This is a genomic window from Amycolatopsis pittospori, from assembly GCF_013870525.1.
In the GTDB taxonomy this organism is placed as follows: Bacteria; Actinomycetota; Actinomycetes; order Mycobacteriales; family Pseudonocardiaceae; genus Amycolatopsis; species Amycolatopsis pittospori.
In genome coordinates this window covers 42,781-59,456 of sequence record NZ_JACBXD010000038.1, presented here as the reverse complement: position 1 = coordinate 59,456, position 16,676 = coordinate 42,781, and the positions used below count along the sequence as shown (strand labels likewise).

13 protein-coding genes are annotated in these 16,676 nt (G+C 68.0%); 10 read left to right on the top strand and 3 right to left on the bottom strand.

Annotated features, from left to right (window positions below; genetic code table 11):
* Positions 1-21: 21 nt before the first annotated feature.
* From H5J31_RS21720 to H5J31_RS21700, 5 genes are read left to right on the top strand one after another with little or no spacing between them, the layout of a single operon-like run.
* Positions 22-1,629 carry an ABC transporter substrate-binding protein gene (locus H5J31_RS21720; protein WP_181774458.1) on the top strand — a complete coding sequence of 536 codons (1,608 nt, stop codon included), beginning with the start codon at positions 22-24 and terminating at the stop codon, positions 1,627-1,629.
* Positions 1,626-2,576 carry an ABC transporter permease gene (locus tag H5J31_RS21715; RefSeq protein ID WP_181774457.1) on the top strand — a complete coding sequence of 317 codons (951 nt, stop codon included), beginning with the start codon at positions 1,626-1,628 and terminating at the stop codon, positions 2,574-2,576. Before H5J31_RS21720 ends, H5J31_RS21715 begins: the two co-directional genes overlap by 4 nt.
* Entirely contained in the window at positions 2,569-3,393 is an 825-nt protein-coding gene (locus H5J31_RS21710; protein WP_181774456.1) for an ABC transporter permease, read from the top strand. The genes H5J31_RS21715 and H5J31_RS21710 overlap by 8 nt, the downstream gene beginning before the upstream one ends.
* Entirely contained in the window at positions 3,390-4,967 is a 1,578-nt protein-coding gene (locus H5J31_RS21705; RefSeq protein WP_181774455.1) for a dipeptide ABC transporter ATP-binding protein, read from the top strand. The genes H5J31_RS21710 and H5J31_RS21705 overlap by 4 nt, the downstream gene beginning before the upstream one ends.
* On the top strand, positions 4,964-5,998 hold the full coding sequence (locus H5J31_RS21700; protein ID WP_181774454.1) for an LLM class flavin-dependent oxidoreductase: 1,035 nt from the start codon (positions 4,964-4,966) through the stop codon (positions 5,996-5,998). Before H5J31_RS21705 ends, H5J31_RS21700 begins: the two co-directional genes overlap by 4 nt.
* A 311-nt stretch (positions 5,999-6,309) precedes the next feature.
* On the opposite strand, the gene H5J31_RS21695 is transcribed toward H5J31_RS21700, so the two are convergent.
* A complete protein-coding gene (locus tag H5J31_RS21695) occupies positions 6,310-8,208 on the bottom strand; it encodes an FAD/NAD(P)-binding protein (RefSeq protein WP_328701574.1) in 1,899 nt (632 codons plus the stop codon).
* Positions 8,209-8,333: 125 nt separating this feature from the next.
* Here H5J31_RS21695 and H5J31_RS21690 point away from each other — a divergent pair, with 125 nt between their 5' ends.
* The 3 genes from H5J31_RS21690 to H5J31_RS21680 all read left to right on the top strand — a co-directional run bounded on the left by H5J31_RS21690 (position 8,334) and on the right by H5J31_RS21680 (position 12,646).
* Positions 8,334-9,473, top strand: a complete 1,140-nt coding sequence (locus H5J31_RS21690; protein WP_181774453.1) for an LLM class flavin-dependent oxidoreductase — start codon at positions 8,334-8,336, stop codon at positions 9,471-9,473.
* Positions 9,474-9,870: 397 nt separating this feature from the next.
* Positions 9,871-11,124, top strand: coding sequence for an MFS transporter (locus tag H5J31_RS21685; protein WP_181774452.1), 1,254 nt, complete (start codon positions 9,871-9,873; stop codon positions 11,122-11,124).
* 202 nt (positions 11,125-11,326) lie between these two features.
* A complete protein-coding gene (locus H5J31_RS21680; protein WP_181774451.1) occupies positions 11,327-12,646 on the top strand; it encodes a sensor domain-containing diguanylate cyclase in 1,320 nt (439 codons plus the stop codon).
* A 3-nt stretch (positions 12,647-12,649) separates the two neighbouring features.
* Here H5J31_RS21680 and H5J31_RS21675 read toward each other — a convergent pair whose 3' ends face one another.
* Entirely contained in the window at positions 12,650-13,231 is a 582-nt protein-coding gene (locus H5J31_RS21675; RefSeq protein WP_181774450.1) for a TetR/AcrR family transcriptional regulator, read from the bottom strand.
* 134 nt (positions 13,232-13,365) lie between these two features.
* On the opposite strand from H5J31_RS21675, the gene H5J31_RS21670 reads away from it, so the two are divergent.
* Positions 13,366-14,592, top strand: a complete 1,227-nt coding sequence (locus tag H5J31_RS21670; protein ID WP_181774449.1) for a lipase family protein — start codon at positions 13,366-13,368, stop codon at positions 14,590-14,592.
* A gap of 66 nt (positions 14,593-14,658) precedes the next feature.
* On the opposite strand, the gene H5J31_RS21665 is transcribed toward H5J31_RS21670, so the two are convergent.
* Positions 14,659-15,066, bottom strand: coding sequence for a DUF3151 domain-containing protein (locus tag H5J31_RS21665; RefSeq protein ID WP_181774448.1), 408 nt, complete (start codon positions 15,064-15,066; stop codon positions 14,659-14,661).
* A 317-nt stretch (positions 15,067-15,383) separates the two neighbouring features.
* Between H5J31_RS21665 and H5J31_RS21660 the strand changes: the two genes are divergently transcribed.
* On the top strand, positions 15,384-16,601 hold the full coding sequence (locus H5J31_RS21660) for a hypothetical protein (RefSeq protein ID WP_181774447.1): 1,218 nt from the start codon (positions 15,384-15,386) through the stop codon (positions 16,599-16,601).
* The last annotated feature ends 75 nt before the right edge of the window (positions 16,602-16,676 follow it).

Sequence of the window (16,676 nt, the reverse complement as noted above, 5' to 3'; positions counted from 1 at the left end):
GTTCCCGCTGGAGGCCACCCGGTGTCCCGTACCGCCGCCACATCCCTGCTGGCCTTGTCCGCCCTCGTCCTCACCGCCTGCTCGACGGCAGGCAGCGCGAGCGGTGCCGACGCCGGCCCGCCCAAACCCGGGGGCACGCTGCGTCTGGGGATCTCTTCGAGCCCGGACTGCGTCGACCCGCAGCAGGTCGGCACGAACGCGTCGCTCAACGTCGGCCGTCAGCTGGTCGATTCGCTGACCGACCAGGACCCCTCGACCGGCGAGATCAAACCGTGGCTGGCCGAGAAATGGGAGAGCAACGCGGATTCGACCGCGTTCACCTTCCACCTCCGTGACGGCGCGACGTTCTCCGACGGCAGCCCGGTCGACGCCGCCGCGGTCAAGACGAGCTTCGACGGGATCAAGGCGCTCGGCCCGAAATCCCAGCTCGGCTCCGGCTATCTGGCCGTCTACAAAGGAACGACGGTCGTCGATCCGAAGACGGTGAAGATCGAGTTCTCCGTTCCCAGCGCGCAATTCCTGCAGGCCAGCTCGACGATGTCGCTGGGCGTCCTCGCACCCGCCGCGTACAAGAAGACCGCGGACCAGCGCTGCCAGGGCGACGGCCTGATCGGCTCGGGCCCGTTCGTTTTCGAAAGCCTGAAGCAGAACCAGGAAATCGTCCTCGCCAAGCGCAAGGGCTACAACTGGGGCTCGTCACTGTTCAAGCACCAGGGCGAGGCGTACCTCGACAAGATCGCGTACAAGATCGTGCCGGAGCCGGGCGTCCGCACCGGAAGCCTCGCCTCCGCGCAGCTCGACGCGATCACCGACGTCCAGCCCGTCGACGAACCGCAGTTCACCGGCAACGGGTTCACCGAGCCCGTCCGCCCGAACCCCGGCGTCGTGTTCAACCTGCACGCCAACGTCACCAAGGGCGTTCTCGTCGACGAAAAGGTCCGCCAGGCGGTGGTCAAGGGCATCAACCGGCCCGAGATCACCACCACCGTGCTGACCCCGAACTACAAGCCCGCCACCAGCATTCTCGGTTCGGCGACGCCGTTCTACGCCGACCTCTCCGCACTGCTGGCCTACGATCCGGCAGGGGCGACGTCGTTGCTGGAGAGCGCGGGCTGGGTGCCCGGCCCGGACGGCATCCGCACGAAGAACGGGCAGCGGCTGACCGCGAAGGTCGTCTTCTCCCTGGTGTTCAACCAGAACAAGAGCGTGCTCGAACTCGTCCAGCAGCAGCTGCGCAAGATCGGCTTCGACCTCCAGATTGAACAGCGCACCACCGCCGAGACCGTGCAGGTGACGCAGAGCGGCAACTACGAGTACCTCTGGTACAACACCACCCGCGCGGATCCGGACATCCTGCGCAACCTGTTCTCCACCAAGGCGAACAACCGCAGCAAGCTCCCGGCGGGCAATCCCGTCGACGCGCCGCTCGACACGCAGTCGTCCACTGTGGACCCGGCGAAGCGCAAGCCCGCGGCCGAGCAGGCGCAACGCGCGATCGTCGAAAACGGCTACTCGGCGCCGGTGTTCGAGCTGACCCAGGTGCTGGCACACGGACCGAACGCGCACGGTATCGGCTTCGAAGCGTCATCCCGGCTGCAGCTGTTCGACGCCTGGGTGTCCGGCTCGTGACGCGGTATCTGCTCCGGCGGATCCTGCAGGCCGCCTTCGTCCTGTGGGCCGCGTTCACCGTGTCCTTCGTGATCCTCTACCTGTTGCCGGGCGACGCGGTCAGCGCGAAGCTCGGCGGCGGCGAGGCCGGGATCTCGGTGACTCCGGAGCAACTCGCCGCGGCGAAGGCGGAGTACGGGCTCGACGACGCGTTGCCGGTGCAGTACGGAAAACGGCTGATCGCCGCACTGCAGGGCGACTTCGGCCGCTCGATCGCCACCGGGGACGACGCCACGGACATGGTCGTCTCGGCGCTGCCGCCGACCCTGGCGGTCACCGGATTCGCCCTGGTGCTCGCGATCCTGTTCGGCGGCGGCATCGCGCTCGCCGGGACCTACACCCGGCACCGCTGGCTGGGCAACGCCCTGCTCGCGCTGCCGCCGCTGGGGATCTCGCTGCCGCCGTTCTGGGTCGGGCTGCTGCTCATCCAGTTCTTCTCCTTCCAGCTCAGGCTGCTGCCCGCGTTGGGGTCGAACGGCTTCGAGTCGCTGATCCTGCCCGCGATCACCCTCGCCATCCCGACCGGCGCGATCATCGGGCAGGTGCTGGCGAAGAGCCTCCGCACGCAACTCGCCGAGCCCTACACCGAGATCGCGCTGGCCAAGGGGGCGAGCCGATTGAGAGTCCACTTCGGACACATTCTGCGCAACGCGGCCGTGCCCGCGCTGACGATCGCCGGCGTGGTCGCGGGGAACCTGATCGCGGGTTCGGTGATCACCGAGACGGTGTTCTCGCGTGACGGGCTCGGCCGTGTGACGTCGTCGGCGGTCACCGCTCAGGACATCCCCGTGGTGCAGGCGGTGATCGTGCTGGCGGCGCTGGTGTTCGTCGTCATCAACCTCGCCGTCGACCTGATCTATCCGCTGCTGGACCCGCGGATCCGACACCGGGAGACGGCCGATGCCTGACGTCCTCGTACGCACCCGCGCCGCCACAAGGCGGCCGGGTCTGGTGCTCGCCGTCGCGGTACTGGCCTTCGCCCTGCTCTCCGCCGTCGCACCGGCCCTGTTCACCGGACAGGATCCGCTGGCGGGTATCCCGGCCGAGAAGATGCAGGGCCCGTCGCTCGGGCACCTCTTCGGCACCGACGAAACCGGACGCGACATCTTCGCGCGCGTCGTGCACGGTGCCGCGCTGTCGTTGCAGGCGACCGTGCTCGCCGTCCTCGTCTCCCTAGTGGCCGGGTCGGCGCTCGGCCTGCTCGCGGGGTTCCGGGGCGGCAAGCTCGACACGGCGATCATGCGCTGCGTCGACGTCCTCCTGGCGATCCCGTCCATCCTGCTTTCACTCGCGCTGGTCACCGCGCTCGGCTTCGGCACCACGAACATCGCGATCGCGGTCGGCGTCGCCAACCTCGCCCAGTTCGCCCGGCTGATGCGCGCCGAAGTGCTGCGCGTCCGCAGCGGCGTGTTCGTCGAGGCCGCGCGGGCGGGCGGGGTGCGCTGGACCGGGGTGCTCGGACGGCATGTGCTGCCCAACGCGCTCGGCCCGGTGCTCGCGCTCGCGACACTCACCTTCGGCACCGCGGTCCTGGAGGTGTCCGCATTGAGCTTCCTCGGCTACGGCGCCACTCCACCGACGCCGGAGTGGGGTTCGCTCGTCGCGGGTGGCCGCGGATTCCTCGCCACCGCCTGGTGGATGACGACCTTCCCCGGACTGACCGTGGCGGCCGTGGTGCTGTCCGCGAACCGGCTGTCCCGAGCGATCGAAGGAGACGTCCGGTGAGCGCCTTGCTGACCATCCGCGATCTCGCGGTTTCCTACAAGTCCGTACCCGCGGTCGACGGCGTGGACCTGGAAGTCCACAAAGGACAAATTGTCGCCGTGGTCGGCGAGTCCGGCTCCGGCAAGAGCACGACGGCGCACGCGGCGATCGGGCCGCTGCCCCGTGGCGGCCGGATCGACCGCGGCGAGATCACCTTCGACGGCCGCGACCTCACGAAACTGTCCGACCGCGCTTGGCGGATCGTTCGTGGTCGCGAGATCGCCCTGGTCCCGCAGGATCCGGCCGTCTCGCTCAACCCCGTCCACCGCATCGGCGACCAGGTCGCCGAAGTGCTGCTGATCCACGGCCTGGCGGACAAGCGCACCGCCGGCGCGGAAGCGGTGAAACTGTTGCGCAAGGCGGGGATCAGCGATCCCGAAGCCCGCGCTCGGCAGTACCCGCACGAGCTGTCCGGCGGACTCCGTCAACGCGCGCTCATCGCCGCCGCGCTGGCCGGAAAGCCGAAACTCATCATCGCCGACGAGCCGACCAGCGCGCTCGACGTCACCGTACAGCGGCAGATCCTGGACCACCTCGAAGAACTCGCCGCCGAAGCCGGCACCGCGGTCTTGCTGATCACCCACGACCTCGGCGTCGCCTCGGACCGGGCGTCGCGGATCGTGGTGCTCTCCCAGGGGAGCGTGGTCGAGGAGGGCACGACCGGCGAGATCCTGTCGGCTCCCTCGGAGACGTACACGCGAGAACTGCTCGCCGCCGCGCCCAGCCTGACCGCCACCCCGCTGCGGGAGCCGAAACCGCCGTCGTCGGACGTCCTGGTCTCGGTCCGGAACCTCGGCAAGACCTTCTCGGGAGTCCGCGCTGTCGACGGGATTTCGTTCGACATCGCACGCGGGCGGACACTCGCGCTGGTCGGCGAATCCGGATCGGGCAAATCGACCACCGCACGGATGATCCTGCGTCTGGAGACACCGACGGACGGCGTCGTCGAGTTCGACGGCCAGGACATCACCACGCTGCGCGGCGAGGAACTGCGCAGGCTGCGGCGCCGGTTCCAGCTGGTGTACCAGAATCCGTACGCGTCGCTGAACCCGAAGTTCAGCATCGAGGACGTCATCGCGGAGCCTCTGCGCGCCTTCGGTGTCGGCACGAAGGCGGAACGCCGGGCGCGAGCCGCGGAGCTGGTCGACCAGGTCGCCCTGCCCGCCTCGGTGCTGAAACGCAAACCCGCCGAACTGTCCGGCGGGCAACGTCAGCGGGCGGCCATCGCGCGGGCGCTGGCGCTGCGCCCGGACCTGATCATCGCCGACGAGCCCGTCTCGGCACTCGACGTTTCGGTGCAGGCTCAGATCCTGCGGCTGCTCGCCGACCTGCAGGCCGAACTCGGGCTGACCTACCTGTTCATCTCGCACGATCTCGCGGTGGTCCGCCGGATCGCGGACACCGTCGGCGTGCTGCGCGACGGAAAACTCGTCGAACTCGGCCCGGCACAGGACGTCCTGGAACGGCCGGAAGCGCAGTACACCCGGGAGCTTCTCGCCGCGATCCCGGGCCGGAAACCGTTGGAGGCACGGTGAAATTCGGGCTCTTCTCGCTTGTCGCGAACCATCCCGACCCGGCGACCGGGGTGACGCCGAGTCAGCACGAACGGCTGCGTCGAGTTGTCGACGAAGCGATTTTCGCCGAGGAACTGGGCTTCGACGCGTACGGCGTCGGCGAGCGGCACGGAGAACCGTTCCTTTCGTCGGCGCCGCCGGTGATCCTGGCGGCCGTGGCCGAACGCACCGAACGCGTCCGGTTGCTGACCACGCTGACCGTGATCAGCGTGCTGGACCCGGTCCGGGTCGCCGAGGACTACGCGACGCTCGACCAGCTGTCCGGCGGACGGCTGGAACTCATGATCGGGAAGGGCAACGATCCCCGTCACTTCCCGCTTTTCGGGCTCGAAGAAGAACGGCAATGGGAGTACCAGGCGGAGAAGTTCGCCCTGCTGCGCCGCCTCTTCCTGGAGGAGGGTGTGACCTGGGAGGGCGAGTTCCGCGCGCCGCTGGCGGACGTCACGACCCAGCCACGCCCGTTCCATCCGCGGCCGAGGATTTGGCACGGGAGCGCGTCGAGTACCGAATCGACCGAGTTGGCGGCGAAGTTCGGTGACCCGCTGTTCACCGCGAACGGCTTCCACCCCAAGAAGAAGTACGCCGATCTGATCGACCACTACCGGCGGCGCTGGGCGGAGTACGGCCACGATCCGGCCGACGCGCTCGTCGGTTCGGGCGCGGGCGGACTCTACGTCGCCAAGACTTCGCAGGAGGCCTTGGACGGTTATCGCCCGTATTTCGAGGCGCTGACGCGGACGCCGGCGTACCAGCACAACAAGTCGGAGTTCACCACGCTGGAGGACAAGATCGCCAACGGATCCGCGCTGGTCGGGAGTCCGGAGCAGGTGATCGACAAGATCGGCGACTACCACGCGTCCTTCGGGCACGAGGTGCAGGCGGTTTCGGTCGACGGCCTGACGTCCGGAGAGGCGCGGGACGTCCTGGAGCTCTTCGCCTCCGACGTCGTCCCGGTGGTTCGCAAGGAGCTGCCTTCGCGGGTCTGGGACTGAGGTCGTGAGGGGGTGTTGCGAAAGCCACTTTCGCAACGTTGAAGGTTGCGAAAGTGGCTTTCGCAACACCCGAGGGGCGGTAGGTAAAGGGGCCCAAAGGCGTGACTCGCGTGCTTGAACCCGGATCTCGTGTGCTCGGACACGGAACTCGCGTGCCTGGCTACCGCACTCGGATCTACGGCGTCCGAGCACGCGAGATCCGTCTTCAAGCACACGAGATCCGTCTCTGAGCACGCGAGTTCCCCGACCAGGTCACCGCCTCGCCTGAGACACGGCACGGATGACTGACCCCTCGAAACGACCCAGATCACTCACGAGTCCTTGAGCAGGCCCAGGATCTCGCGGGCGACGGTGTCGTTCTGCCGCAAGGGAAGCGCGTTGGTCCGCGGGCGGGTGAAGGCGCCCGCGGACCGCGCCGACGTATGCGGGCCGAGGGCGAAGCGGCGCGGATGCGGGCGGCCCTCGCCGTCGAGCATCCGGCCGTCGGAGACCCGGGTGTGGATGCGGCCGGCGAGGAGCCTGTCGCCGGTGACCGTGTCGACCACGGCCTCCTCGCCGAGCGCGCCGGTGTCGCGCAACTGTCGCAAAAGGACATCGGAGGCGCGGGTGACACTCGGCTCGGGCAACCGCGCCTCGACGAGAGTGCGCGCCTCGGTCTCGCCGGGGAAGCTCTCGCCGGAACCGACGAACACCCGGCGTTCCTCGTCGGCCGTCACGCGCATTTCGGCACCGAGGAAGGAAACCAATCCAGCCTCCTGCAGGGCGAGCAGTTCTTCGAGCCGTCGCGGCGGTGGTCCGCTGGCGAAGTAGGAGAAGAAGCCGAGGAACCAACCGTCCAAATCGGATAGCCGGGAGGCGGCGTCGAGCCGTCCGGTCTGCAGGAGCGCGGGCAGCTGCCCCATCACCGACAGCAGTGCCATGAACGCGCCGAGATCCGCGCTGTACTCGGAATCCGCGCGACGCCCCAAGTCCGCCTCGATGTACTCGCGCAGTTCCTTCCCGTACTCCTCCGCGGTGCCGAAGACGGCGTCCGCCATCGGCCGGTCGAGCCGCTCCAGGTCGAGCCGGTCGTCCGGTGCGGGAACGGCCCGCGCCACCAGCGCGTCGATTCCGGCGGGCGACGCGTCCGCGAAGGCGTCGGCGAAGACGGCGAAGTCCATGCGGACGCGTTCGGGATGGGCGGTGAACAGCTCGCTGTAGTAAGCCCAGGCGAGTTCCTTGGAGATCAACGGCCAGACGTCACGCCGGAAGTCGAGCTGACCGGGTTCGGCGCACAGCTTCTCGATGGCGTAAGCGTCGAAGAACCTGGGAAGCTGCAACGGTTTCCCACGCAGGCGGTAGCCGATCTTCGCGTGGTACGGCACTCCCCGGCGCGACCCGATGTGCAAGACCGGCTCGGCGCCGCTCGGGTGGTACTTCAGTCCGCCGCATGCCTGCTCCTCGAAGCGTCCGCCGCGGCCTTCGGTCAGCAGCAGCATCAGGTCGACGAACGCCAGGCCGAATCCGCGCACCAGCACGGCTTCCATGGGCTCGATGGCGGAATAGTCGACGTCGGCGGTGTAGCCGGCCGGGTAATACGCGAGATCGTGGCGGGCGGCGAACTCCGCGAACCCGGTCTCGCGCTCGTCCGGCTCGGCGTCGAGATGTCCGACGGTGAACAGCACCGCGTCCACTTCGAGAGGTTCCGCCCGGTCTTCCAGCCAGAGTCTTTGCGGTTCCCCGTCTTCGAGCCGGACCGCGCGGGTCCGATGTTCGACGACGTCGATCTGCCCGGGAAGTTCGGCCAGGACCTTGCGGTGGAACCAGCCGAGGTAGGCGCTCTGCAGTCGCCTCGTCGGGAAGTGATCGCTTTGCAGCGCCTCGAGTTCGGCGCGCAGACTTTCGTCGACCTCGGCGTCGAGCGTGCCCTCTCGGACCTGCCGCGCCCATTCGATCAGCGACGGCCCCGGCCGGATCGGGCCGTCGATCTCGACGGTGTCGTCGGTGAAGACGGTGACGTCCTCCGGCATGGAGTTCATCCGCAACAACGGTGACTGGTCGTACCGCCAGACCCGCCCCGCGCCCGCCGGGAAGGGATCGATCAGGTGCACGACGAGCCGACGCTCGCCGAGGAGTCCGGCGGCGTTCGCACCGAGGCGTTCGAGCACTCCCACCCCGCGCGGGCCGGCGCCCACCACCGCGAGCACGTAGGGGAGGTCTGCGGTACTCACCCGGCCGAAGTTACGCCGGGATCCCCGGTCGCGTGCGGGTTCTCAAGGAGCGGAACCCGTTGCCACAGCGAGGAATCGGCGCGTACTCGTCGACAAAGGGGGAACCTGGACGAGAGGGACGGACAATGCCGGTCGAATTCCTGGGCATCGGAGGCACGAACGACGGTTCGGAGACGCATACGCGGTCCGGCGGCGTCTTCGACAAGGACTACACACTCCGCCTCGCGCGGGCGCACGAGGAGTTCGGCTGGGACCGGGTGCTGTTCGCGTACGGCTCCAGCGGGCCGGACCCGGCGCAGGCGGCCGCGTACGTCGCGGCGAAGCTCGACAAGCTCCAGATCCTGTTGGCGCACCGGCCGAACGTCTCTTACCCGACCTTCGCGGCGAAGACGTTCGCGACGCTGGACCAGCTCTCGGACGGCAAGCTCACCGTCCACTTCATCACCGGCGGCAGCGACCACGAGCAGCAGCGCGAAGGCGACTACCTCACCAAGGACGAGCGCTACTCACGCACACGCGAGTACATCCAGATCGTGAAGCAGGCGTGGACGTCCGAGGAGCCCTTCGACCACGAAGGCGAGCACTACCGCTTCGCTGACTTCGTCCTCGACGTCCGCCCGGTGCAGCAACCGCGTCCGGGCGTCTCCTTCGGTGGGTCGTCTCCGGCGGCGTACGCGGCAGGAGGGGCCGAAGCGGACATCTTCTGTTTGTGGGGCGAACCCCTCGCGCAGACCGCCGAGCAGATCGAGTCCGTCAAAGCCGCGGCGAAGGCCGCCGGGCGGACCGACGTCCCGCGGATCCAGGTCGCGTTCCGCCCGATCATCGCGCCGACCGAGGAACTGGCCTGGGAGAAGGCGTATCGCACGGTCGACGCCATCAAGGCGCGGACGGATGGAGGCCGGCAGCTGACGCGGCGGCATTCGCTCACGAACCCGCAGAACACCGGTTCGCAGCGGCTGCTCGCCGTCGCCGCCGAGGGCGAACGCTTCGACCGGGCACTGTGGACCCCGACCGCCGCCGCGACCGGCGGCGCCGGGAACTCCACCGCGCTCGTCGGCACGCCGGAGACGGTCGCGCAGGCACTTCTCGACTACTACGACCTCGGCGTCGACATCCTCTCGGCGCGCGGCTACGACATGCTCGGCGACACCATCGACTTCGGCCGTCACGTCATCCCGATCGTGCGCGAAGAGGTCGCCAAACGGGACGCCGAACGGGCCGTCCGGGCCACTTCCGCACCGGAGGTATTGGCCGTCGACGGCTGATCACCCGATCAGCCCAGCCGTGCACCTGTTCGGCCTACACGCGCCAGTGGCGATCGTGACGCCATCAGCGGTACGGCGCCCGCTCGGCGTGTCGTGAAAGCGCTTCGCGCCACACCCCGGCACGAGGCCGGAATCCGAAGTGAAGAGGTGCGGCGAGGCCCGGATTTTTGCGCGGTCGCCCCGAAACCGTTGGATTCGGCGGCAGATCGGCAAGTCACGACCAGGATGCCGATCTACGAAAAAGATCTCCAACTCCAGAAACCCGGCGAAAGAACCTAGCCAATCACCAACAGTCAGGAGACACTTACGTGAACGAATGACGCTTCGTGACGAGCTCGTGACCGCGTTACTCTCGGTCACGAGTTTGTCGCGTAATAAGGACCCTATTGGGGGCAGCATGGCTTCGGCCGGACGGGTCACCTACCGCGAGGTGTTCGGGGTAGCCGAGTTCCGTTCGCTCTGGTTCGCGGAGCTCTTTTCGATCTTCGGTGATCAACTGGCGCGGGTCGCGCTCTCGGTCCTCGTCTTCACCGAAACCCGCTCCGCGACCCTGACCGGTCTCACCTACGCGCTGACCTACGCCCCGTCGCTGCTCGGCGGCATCTTCCTCACCGGGTTCGCGGACCGCTTCCCCCGGCGGACCGTGATGGTGGTCGTCGACCTGTTACGAGCGGCGCTGATCGCGCTGGTCGCCGTCCCCGTGCTGCCGTTCTGGGTGCTGTGCGTACTGGTCGGCGCGGTCTCGCTGCTGAACCCGCCGTTCAAGGCCGCCCAGCTGGCCCTGCTGCCGCAGATCCTCGAAGGCGACCGGTTCGTCGTCGGTATGGCGATCCGCAGCATGACCGTCCAATCGGCACAGCTGGCCGGGTTCGCCGGCGGCGGTCTCCTGCTGACCGCGCTCGAACCCCATATCGCCCTCGCGCTGGACGCGGTGACGTTCCTGATCTCGGCGGTGTTCGTCCGGCTGGGCCTCGCCTCGCGTCCGGCCGCGGCCACCGGCGAGAAGCGCAAGTCGTTCTTCGCTTCGATCGGCTCGGGCGGGAAGATCGTCTTCGCCAGCTCCGGACTGCGCTCATTGCTGCTGTTCACCTGGCTGATGGGACTTCTACCGGTTTACGAGGGCATCGCGGCGCCTTACGTCGCGTCTTCGGGTGGCGGCCCCGAGGTCATCGGGTTGCTGCTGGCCGCCGACCCGGTCGGCAGCGTGATCGGCGCGTTCATCTACTCGCGCTGGGTGCCGGCGCATGCCCGGCCGAAACTGATCGGCCCGCTTTCCGCGCTGACGGCCGTCCCGCTGGTGCTGTGCTTCCTGCAACCGGGGCCGGTGCCGTCGATCATCCTGTTCGTCATCTGCGGCGCCTTCGGCACGGTGGCGCTCATGCAGGCGACGGCGTCACTGACCCTGGCGGTGCCGGACGAGAGCCGAGCGCAGGTGATGGGCCTTTCGAACACCGGGCTGACCACGACGATGGGCGTGAGTCCGTTGATCGGCGGCATCCTGGCGGACCAGGTCGGTCCTCAATCGACCGTCGGCGTCTTCGGGGTTGCGGGATTGGTGCTGACCGTCCCGCTGGCACTGAGCTGGTGGCGGAATCTCACCAAGGACCCGGACAAGTGGCAGGAAAAAGATGCCGCACGCGCAGAACATTGAGGTGTTCCACGCGTCGGCCCGATCGCGCGGCCTGTCGGCTCGCGCCCCAGTTCACTGATCCCTACCGGCCATCGCTGGCACCTTTCCCTCGACCTCTCAGAGAAAAGTACACACCTAGGGAGCTTGTCGACAGCCCGCAAGTCGGTGGAAGCTGTCGGTAAGTAGGGGGTTTCGGAGAATGACGCAACAGTCAGGGGGAAAGATGATCACATCGGAGGAACGCGCTGGACATCGTTCGGCTCTCACGGTAGGGGCGTGGGAGCTGTGGAAGAGGCCTAAACACTGGATCACCTACACCGGGTTTTCCGTGGCGACGATGCTGGCACTGACGGGGGTCTTCGCCGCATCCATCTCCATCACGTCTTCGCAGGTCCTGCTGTGTTTCCTGCTCGCGGGCCTCGCCATCGCGCACACCGAGGCGACGCGCCGGATCGAGCGGCAGCGGCGCAGCATGAGCGTCACCCCGCATATCAACATGACGTCGGTCTGGGTGCTCCCCGGAGCGATTCTGCTGCCGCCTCAACTGGCCTCGCTTCTCGTGGCGGTGATCTATCTTCACCTCGGATACCGCAGTTGGGCAGGTCTTCGCACGGTCAACCCGCACCGAACTGTGGCGAACGCCACATCGATGACGCTGACCGCGTTCGCCGCCTGGGCGGCCGTTCAGGCCGTCGGGGCCCCGCCGGAGTCGGTGACTTCGATCTGCGCCGCGAGCCTCGCCTTCTTCCTGATGAACGCCGTCTTCACCGGCACCGGCCTCTACTTCGCGGCGCCGAAGAAGGCTTCGGTCCAGACCCTCCTCGGCTCCTGGGACGACAACATCCTCGAAGCCTCCACGGTCTGCATCGGCGCGCTGGTGCTCGCCGTGCTGCCGCAGCAGCCGGTGCTCGTGCTGCTCGTCTTCCTGCCGCTGTACCTGCTGCAGCGTTCGGTGCTGATCAAGCAGCTCGAAGAGCTCGCGACGACCGACCAGAAGACCCAGCTGCTCAACGCCACGACCTGGCAGCAGGGCGCCGTCCGCGAGGTCGCCCGCGCCGAGCGCGAGAACGGCCAGTTCGGCACGCTGATGATCGACCTCGACCACTTCAAGAGCATCAACGACACCTACGGCCACCTGGCGGGCGACGACGTCCTCAAGGGCGTCGCGGCGCTGGTCAAGGCCGAAACGCGGGCTCAGGACCTCGCCGGCCGCTTCGGCGGGGAGGAGTTCGTGGTGCTCCTGACATCGTCGTCGAAGCAGGAGTCCGTCGCCGTCGCCGAGCGCATCCGCCAGCGGATCAGCGAGATGGTGATCAAGACCCAGGACAACGAGGGCAATCCCGTGGTGATCGAGCAGCGGACGGCGTCGGTCGGCGTCGCGACGTTCCCGCTCGACGGGCGGACGATCGACGAGGTCATGGCTTCGGCGGACGCGTCCGTCTACGCGGCGAAACGCAACGGGCGCAACCGTGTCGTGTCCTCACCGGACCTGGCGACGGTGGCCGAAGAGGCTGAAAAGTCTCTGGAGGCCGTCGCGGCCTGATCGCTACCTCAGTCTTTCCATCACGTCGGTGGCCGCGGTCCGAAGGCGTACTACGCCCCCGACGGTGAATTCGGTGAGCAGGTCGATGAGCGCGTCCGCTTCGGGCGGCTCGCCGTCCCAGCTCACCTGGACGAGCGCTTCGGTCATCGCGAAGAAGAGGGTGACCAGCGCCTTGTCCGCGCGGCCCGAGTCGACGCCGTGGCGTGCCCAGCGCCGCCGGCTCGCCTCGGTGTAGACCGCGGCGAGCCGCTCCCTCAGGCGGGTGAGGGCCGGGTCGCCCATGCGTTCCGCCTCGCGCAGGACCGGGAAAGCCTCGGGGTTCGCCGCGACGAAGGCGAACATGTTGGCGTAGTTGGCGCGCGCCCAGGACCGGAGTTCCGGCTGCGAGAGGTCGAGGGCGGGCGCACCGATCGCCTCGAAGGCGCGTTCCTCGATATCCGCCACGACCTGGGCGAACAGCGTCGTGCGGTCACCGAACTGCTCGTAGACGGCTTGGCGGGAGACCCCCGCGCGCCGGGCGATCTGCTCGATCGTGGCCGCCTGCGCGCCGTGCACCGCGAAGACTCCGGCCGCGGAACTCAGCACCCGAGCACGCTGCTCGCCGACCGGGAGTTTGCGGGGTCTCCCTCTCGGCGCGGGACTTGACATCGTGCGCCACCTCACTGACTCTCTTTTTCGACATCCCTGTCGAAAATGTGTGTGCTCAACGAGGAGCAAGCATGCGTCCAGGATCCCGGCGCGGGGTTTCCGCCGCCGTCTCAGCGGCCGTCTTCGCGGCCCTGCTGACCTTCGGGGCACAGCAGGCCGTCGCCGCCCCGTCCTTCTACGATCCCCCGTCGCCACTGCCCGCGGGTGCTCCCGGCGACATCATCCGGCACGAACCGTCGACGTTCTACGTCGATCCGGTGAAGCTCATCAAGGCCGACGCCGACGTCCGGCGGATCATGTACCGCAGCACCGACACCCACGGTAAGGCGAACGCCGTGACCGGCACGGTCCTGACGCCGAAGAAGGCGTGGACCGGGGCGGGTGAGCGGCCGATCATCGGCTACGCCGCCGGAACACAGGGCGTCGGCGACCAATGCGCGCCGTCGAAAGCGCTCGCTGCGGGCATGGAGTACGAAGGGCCCTTCATCGCCGGACTGCTGCTTCGCGGCTACGGCATCGTCGTCACCGACTACGAAGGCCTCGGCACCCCCGGTGTCCACACCTACGTCAACCGCGTCGCCGAGGGCAACGCCGTCCTCGATTCGATCCGAGCGGCGCAGCGTCTGTCCGAAGCGAACCTTCCCGACAACGGTCCTGTCGCGACCGCGGGTTATTCGCAGGGTGGTGGCGCGTCCGCGTCGGCCGCCGAACTGCAGCCGTCGTACGCTCCCGAACTCAAGCTGAAGGGCTCGTACGCGGGCGCCGTCCCGGCGAACCTGGCCGAAGTCGGCAAGAACATCGACGGGCACTACGCGTTCGGATTCCTCGGGTTCACGCTGGTCAGCATGGACGCGGCGTACCCGGAGCTGAACATCCCCGCCCTACTGAACACCCAAGGCGTCGAGGCGTTCGAGAAGGTCAAGCAAGAGTGCACAGTGGACGCGATCTTCGGGCACGCGTTCACGCAGTCGAAGAACCTGACCAAGGACGGCCGGCCGCTGACCGCGTACCTCGCCGAAGAACCTTTCAAGACGCGAGTCGACCAGCAGCTCATCGGAGCACGGAAACCGGGAGCGCCAACACTGGTCGTCCACAGTGCACTCGACGACATCGTCCCCTACGCGCAGGGCAGGACCATGGCGCGTTCGTGGTGCGCGAAGGGCGCGAAGGTGCAGTTCTCGACTTCGCTGGTCCCGACGCACGTCGGCGGTGCCATCCGCGCGTTCCCTGAAGCCTTCGCTTGGCTTGAGGGGCGCTTCGCGGGGCTGCCCGCCTTCGGGAACTGCGGCCTCTTCTAGCGGCTCTCGTGAGAGGAACGGCCCGTTACTTGCAAAATTTGCCAGTAACGGGCCATTCCTAGCGGCTCACTTGAGGCCGGTCGCCTCCGCGGCGGCGGGGTCCGAGTCGCTGATGAAGGTGCGGCAGCGGTCGTACTCCTCGGTCTCGCCGATCTTGCCGGCGGCCTTGCCGAGGACGGCGAGGGACCGCAGGAAGCCCTGGTTCGGCCGGTGAGCCCACGGCACGGGGCCGTGGCCCTTCCAGCCCGCGCGGCGAAGCTGGTCGAGCCCGCGGTGGTAACCGGTGCGGGCGTACGCGTACGCGGCGACGGTCTCGCCGGCGTCGAACGCCTTCTCGGCGAGCGAAGCCCAGGCCTCGCTGTATTCGGGGTGCTCGGCGGCGACGGCGGCCGGGTCGGTCCCGGCGTCGAGGGCCGCCTGCGCGGCGGTGTGCTCGGGAAGGTGCGTCGGCTGGGGGCCGAGGAGGTTCGTCATAAGGCCTATTGTGCCGACACGTCTCCCCAGGGGCGCCCTGCGCCCGACGGAGACGTCACAGCGTGCGCCCTCTTCGGCGAGCTTTCGTCAGCGCGCGCTCGATAACACTGTGACTAGAAGAACAGGCTCCCGAGAATGCCCCCACCGGCGAGCACCAGAGCGGCCACGAGGACCGCCGCGACGAGTCGTTTCGGCATCATGGCGGCACACCTTGCCCTGCTTCGCATGCCGACCGCAAATCCGCCACCCCTACGGGTGAACCCCGATTTTCGACCCCAAATGCCCATCTCGTGACCTGGAGCAGGGAAGATACCGGCATGACAAAGGCGACAGAAGTGACCGGGGACCTCTCGCCGGGTGTCATCCCCCGCAGTCCGATCGCGAAGACGAAGCTGTTCTTCAAGCTTCACTGGCACCGAGGTGCGCCGGGACAGGCGACGCCGGACTGGGTACTGAACTTCTGCTACTCGATGTGGCTCGCGGCGTTCGCCTTCAAGATGGTGGGCTCGTCCTGGGACATGTCGTGGCATTTCATGTGGCTCCGGGACGATCTCGCCCCGCCGCATTTGATCAACACCGTCGGCACGGTGATCATCATGGTGCTCGTCGCGATCCACAGCTACACCGGGATGGGCGCCGATCGACGCTCGCTGCGGCTGATGCAGATCGGGCTCGTGGTGTTCCTCATCGCGGCGCCGCTGGACGTCATCAACCACCGCGTCAACGGCCTGGACCTGACCGCGTGGAGCCCGTCGCACATGATGCTCTACATCGGCACGGGCATCATGCAGGCCGGTGTGATCATGGGCTGGCTGAAGTTCGCCAAGCCCGGCCGGATGCGCACCGGTGTCCTACTCGGACTGTGGGCGTTCTTCCTGGAGAACACGTTCTTCCCGAACGGACAGCAGGAGTACGGCATCCTCGGGCTGCGCGCCTGGGAACGCGGCACGCCCGAGGCCGAGCCCGAACTGCTGAACTTCGCCGCGAACCAGATCGGGCATCCGGTCGACCGGGTGGCCGTCGAGTACTTCACGATGCCGATCGACGACTGGGTCTACCCGCTGTGGGGTATCGGCGTGATGGCGCTGATCTTCGCGCTGGCGCGGCACACGACGGGCTTCCGCTGGGCCGGGACCACCGTCGCCGCGGCCTACCTCGGCTACCGCCTGGTGATGTGGCCGCTGCTGCTCGGGATGGGGTTCCCGGTCTCGGTCGTGCCGTTCTACCTGCTCGCCGTCGGCCTCGCGGTGGATCTGGCGTTCCGCATCGGACGCGGTCATCCGTTGCTGACCGCGGGCACCGGAGCGCTGCTGGTGACGGCGGCCGGCTACGGGATGCTGTGGGTGCAGTCGCAGTTCCGGCCTTGGATCCTCGGTGACGCGCATACGGAGTCCGCGCCGCCGGTCGCCTACTGGACGGCCGCGGTCTGCCTGGTCGGGGTCGGCGCGCTGTGGGCCGCCGCCGGGCCGGGGACGCGAGCGGTGAACTCGCTGTTGGAGAAGCGCCGGAGCCGCACGGAGCTTCCGGCTGGCTGAGCCTCAAAACGCGATGAACGGCCCGTTACCTGCAAAGTTCGCAGGTAACGGGCCGTTCATCGCACGCGGGTGAAG